This window comes from Faecalicoccus sp. (assembly GCF_036552745.1).
Classification (GTDB): Bacteria; Bacillota_I; Bacilli_A; order Erysipelotrichales; family Erysipelotrichaceae; genus Faecalicoccus.
This window is the reverse complement of record NZ_JAXKBY010000018.1, coordinates 1-4,361: the sequence shown is the minus strand read 5'-3', so window position 1 is coordinate 4,361 and position 4,361 is coordinate 1. Positions and strand designations below refer to the sequence as shown.

Below are 4,361 nucleotides of genomic sequence, written 5' to 3'. Positions count from 1 at the left end.
GGACTGCAGGATCTGTTCTTTATTCATTTGTCTAAGATCGGACGTATCACAATCCAATAATCGTTTCATGACTCCTCCTAAAAAAGAATGAAAGGGTTTCCCCTTTCATTCTTTAGTGAAAGCAAACCTCATTTTTCAGTTTACTTGTATCTTCTTTTTGAACTAAAGCTTTGGTCAACTGACACATGTTACGCAAAGCATCGTTCAGGCCAATTCCACCTTTTTTCGGTGTTTTTACGATCAGCACCTTATCTTTAAAGGCTTCAATCGTATCTTCGTTTTCTTCCGACATCGCCGCAATCGCAGGAACCGGCGTATTCTCATTGATATTTAAGGCAACATGCGCTGCCATATCCGCATAATCGGCGTAATTGAAACATGGTCCGCACATCACGGCATCGGGTCTTAATTTGTTGATCATAGCCGTCAGTTTGCGTGTTACTTCTTCCGGATTTTCTTTATACGTTCCATTTCCACAATACAAACAGGCAACTACCTTGGCCCCGATTTCTTTTAAATATGTTTCCATCATTACAGCCGGTCCGACCGCTTCCTTTGTGGCAGCTAAAGGGACCATCTTATCATCTTTGGTTCCTGCTCCTGCCTGAATTTGGTCATAGATCATAATTACTTTTAACATACATCGAACTCCTAGAGATCATCAAAAGAAAGGTCATCGAGATTGATGTCATCTTCCTCTTCTTCGGCTTGTGCAGCCGCTGCTTCATCAGCCAGATATTGTTTATCCATCGATTTGATAAATGGCATGTAGATAAATACACCGACAATCAACATTACAACCTGGAACACGGCACCTACCCAGTTGGTTGCCAATAATCCAGAGAAGAAGATCGGCATGGTCCATGGAATGTTGATACCGTTACATGGCGGGAACAATCCTACTGCCATAGCCGCATAGGATACGACGATATTGATCGTTGGTACTAGTACAAACGGAATGATGATCGATGGGTTCAATACGATCGGCAAACCGAATACGATTGGTTCGTTGATTCCAAAGAAACCTGGAATCAAGGCCAGTTTACCTAACTCTGTGATTCGTTTAGATTTACAGAACAACAACATGGCAATCAACAAAGATAACGTGGAACCACATCCTCCCCATGTCGCAAATAAATCTTGGAACTGCTGAGAGATGATGTGTGCCCCATTGGCTACGGTATATCCCTGTACACCCACTTCACGATACAGATTCAAGTTTTCCAAAGCCAGTGTCTGTAAGATTGGGTTGAATACAGCCCCAACAACAGAACCACCGTTGACACCAAAGAACCAGAATAAGTGTAAGAAGATATAGGCAATGACCATAGCACCTAATGTATCCCCTAATCCTAATAACGGTGTCTGTAAGAAAGTAAAGATAAATGTAAAGGCATCAGTACCACAGGCAACAAAGATCGTATTGATCACAAAGAACAAAGTCATAACGATTCCGGCAGGAATCAAAGCCGCAAAGGACTGTACAACAGTTGGTGGAACACCGGCAGGCATCTTGATGACCCAGCCTTTTTTCTCAACCCAGGCATATACATGCACGCTGACAAGTGCACAGATGATACCCATGAAGATCCCTTTTGCACCTAACCAGCCTAAATCAACACCGGTTACAGTGGCCTTGGCACCTTCTACAACTTCCATGGCAGCACCATTGGCATCAAACATAGCGCTGATGCTTCCGGTAATGGAATATGGCATCAAAATGAACCAGGCCATCAAACTTACGGCAGCACCGAAAATCCCACTTGTCTTAAGCTGTTTAGCAAAAGAATAACCAATACCCATCGTGGCAAAGATCGCCATGATCGTAAATGTCGCATCGGACTGTTTTGACAATAAAGAAGCCAGATTCGATGAACCGATCTGCACATTGGCAATAAAGTCTGCCCATGCCTGAATCGGGAAGTTTGCCAACAACAAGAAAATAGAACCAACGATCAATAACGGTGTCGAAACCAAGAAACCGTCACGTATTGCAATCAAATACTTATTACGCCCGATGGCTTCCGCCATAGGCATCAGTACTTTCTCAAGTTTATCCATCATATTATCATTTCTCCTAAATCTCTTTTAAAACTTTATTTTTTAGCTTGTTTCATCAGTTTGATTGCGGATTTCAAGACCTTTTCTCCGGCCATCATACCGTAATCACCAGCATCGATCACGGCAATCGGAATACCGGAGTCCCCAAACTGAGCAACCGTTTCCTGATACATGTATTTGACTTGCGGGCCTAATAAAATACAGTCAGGACGGTCATCGGCAATGATTTCAGCCAGTTTGTTGTGAGGGTGTGCCTGCACAACCAGTGGTAGATTATGTGCATCTGCCGATTCCTGCATTTTGCTGGCAAGCATGCTGGTGGACATTCCTGCGCTGCAAAACAAATAGATCTTTTTCATACAACGTCCTCCTTTTTCAATCTAAGTATAAAACCAGATCTTTTCCTTTTGTTACCTTTGGATTTCCTAAATCTAGGAAAGGGATTATTTTATTTTTTCTTCAATCGCCTGTATTCTTTTATAGTTTTCAATCAGTTCCAAAGCCATGACCTTGATGGTTTCTGCACTCATCAGCTGATCTTCGGCATGCATCAAAAGCATCGTTACCGTTACCGAATTCCCGGCAGCTTCCTGCTGGATCAATCCGGCATGAGCTCCATGTCCTTGTACAAAGGCTTGATCTCCCTCTTCGATCTTGGCGTTTGCCTGATCAAAGTTTCCTTTTTTTGCTTCCTGAACTGCTTCAATGAAGGCACTTTTGGCCATGCCTACACTGGAAATCAGTTGAAAACACGCAAGTTCTAAATTTTCCATTTCGATTCTCTCCTTTACTTCTTCACCGGCTCTTGCCAAAGAACAACCTTTGTCTTAGCCAGATAATCATGCAGCAGACGATGACTTTTATACACCATGGCCAATGCCGCACTGAAGATTCCTACAATCAATCCCTGATACATCAAAATGCCGGTAAAATTCAATCCGGACATCATGCTGACCAGAGTATGCCAGATATCACTGACATTGTAGAAGACCCCTTCCAGTATCATGATACCGATCACCTGTCGCACCAACAAGGTCTTCAGGCTGACATCTTTTTCATCCAAAGATACAATTTTGATTCCTACTGCTCTTTTACCCAGGGTTTGTCCCGGAAAGATCTTCCAGGGAATCACCACATAGTAAAACAGCGAAAATAGAATCCCTATACAACCTGCCAGATAAGCCTGAGAGGTAGATAGCCTGTCTTGAATCAGCCAAAGGCTGACACGGCTCATCCCTTCCATATCATGGGTTTGGAACAGCCATAATAAACAGATCGGAAACATCATGAACAATGCTCCTAAAAACCAGTCGATCAAATACGCAAAAAATCGCTTTCCGGTATCTACATTACTGGGACTGTCATCAAATAACGTTTTTAATCGTACATAAAGACTCATTTCAATCCTCCAATATTCTCTCTAAAAATTCTTCCCGGCTTTTCGCCTGTAACAGTCTGGACATCTTCACAGAATCGCTGACAACACTGCTCAGCCAGTCAAAAAAGACACGAAGCAGTTTGCGATCGACATCACGAATCGCCAATAAGATCACCAGACGAACCGAATACTCTCCCCAGTTCATCGGTGTTTTTAAGATTGCCACCGAAATACATGACTTCTTGGCTTCCATGTTTAACGCATGAGGAAGCGCAAAACCATAACTGAAAGAAGTAGAAGAGATATTTTCTCTTTCCATCACACTATTCTCAAAACTTTGATCGATATAATGATCTTTTTCCATAGCCGTGCACATATGATGAATCATATGCTGCGGACTATCGATCTGCAGATCCGGATAGAAATAATCCGGTTTGATCAGATCCAGTATCAAATTCTCAAACTGTTTCTTTCCCTTTTGTTTATCCAACTGATTCAACGCCTGAAAGATATGACTTTCATCTTCATGATCGATTAACGGTGAAATCTGTACCGTTAAAATATCCAAGTTATGTTTTAAGGGTAAGGTCGTCAAGATCAGATCCGGAGAAAGCTTTTCGACCTGTTTTTGTTCAAACATGCTTACACAGTCGATAATCTCCATTCGCTCGGAAAACCCGGTTTCCACCTTACGGGCACAAAACTCGCTCAATGCCATGTCATCGGGGAAGATCATCAAAACTTTATACTTATTATAGGAACGGCTCTTTTCATAGGCACTTCCCAGATGAAGTGCCAAGAACCCGATCTCATTTTCTCCGATCTCTGAACCAATCTGGTCGCTTAAAGCCCTTCCGGCCTGTATCCCCAGTTCAAAGACAAGCGGATAGCGACGTTTTACTTCTTTTAAATAGACATTTTC

At 42.5% G+C, this 4,361-nt stretch carries 6 protein-coding genes; all 6 read right to left on the bottom strand.

What is annotated here, in order from left to right:
- Positions 1-112: 112 nt before the first annotated feature.
- Entirely contained in the window at positions 113-640 is a 528-nt protein-coding gene (locus U0M88_RS00815; RefSeq protein WP_320079632.1) for a GrdB-related putative oxidoreductase, read from the bottom strand.
- 11 nt (positions 641-651) lie between these two features.
- Positions 652-2,064, bottom strand: coding sequence for a PTS sugar transporter subunit IIC (locus tag U0M88_RS00810; RefSeq protein WP_320863463.1), 1,413 nt, complete (start codon positions 2,062-2,064; stop codon positions 652-654).
- A 32-nt stretch (positions 2,065-2,096) separates the two neighbouring features.
- A complete protein-coding gene (locus U0M88_RS00805; RefSeq protein WP_320863464.1) occupies positions 2,097-2,420 on the bottom strand; it encodes a PTS sugar transporter subunit IIB in 324 nt (107 codons plus the stop codon).
- Between the two features lie 84 nt (positions 2,421-2,504).
- Positions 2,505-2,834 (bottom strand): PTS lactose/cellobiose transporter subunit IIA, encoded by a 330-nt coding sequence (locus tag U0M88_RS00800; protein ID WP_331868608.1) that lies wholly within the window; start codon positions 2,832-2,834, stop codon positions 2,505-2,507.
- 14 nt (positions 2,835-2,848) lie between these two features.
- Positions 2,849-3,460: an RDD family protein gene (locus U0M88_RS00795; protein WP_278908368.1), complete on the bottom strand. Its 612-nt coding sequence runs from the start codon at positions 3,458-3,460 to the stop codon at positions 2,849-2,851.
- A gap of 1 nt (position 3,461) precedes the next feature.
- On the bottom strand, positions 3,462-4,361 hold a 900-nt coding region (locus U0M88_RS00790; protein WP_331868607.1), incomplete at its 5' end, for a PTS sugar transporter subunit IIA.

What these genes read in the sequence shown, in the direction of transcription:
- U0M88_RS00815 (WP_320079632.1), bottom strand. Translation starts at nt 640, where the DNA reads ATGTTAAAAGTAATTATGATCTATGACCAAATTCAGGCAGGAGCAGGA.
- U0M88_RS00810 (WP_320863463.1), bottom strand. Translation starts at nt 2,064, where the DNA reads ATGATGGATAAACTTGAGAAAGTACTGATGCCTATGGCGGAAGCCATC.
- U0M88_RS00805 (WP_320863464.1), bottom strand. Translation starts at nt 2,420, where the DNA reads ATGAAAAAGATCTATTTGTTTTGCAGCGCAGGAATGTCCACCAGCATG.
- U0M88_RS00800 (WP_331868608.1), bottom strand. Translation starts at nt 2,834, where the DNA reads ATGGAAAATTTAGAACTTGCGTGTTTTCAACTGATTTCCAGTGTAGGC.
- U0M88_RS00795 (WP_278908368.1), bottom strand. Translation starts at nt 3,460, where the DNA reads ATGAGTCTTTATGTACGATTAAAAACGTTATTTGATGACAGTCCCAGT.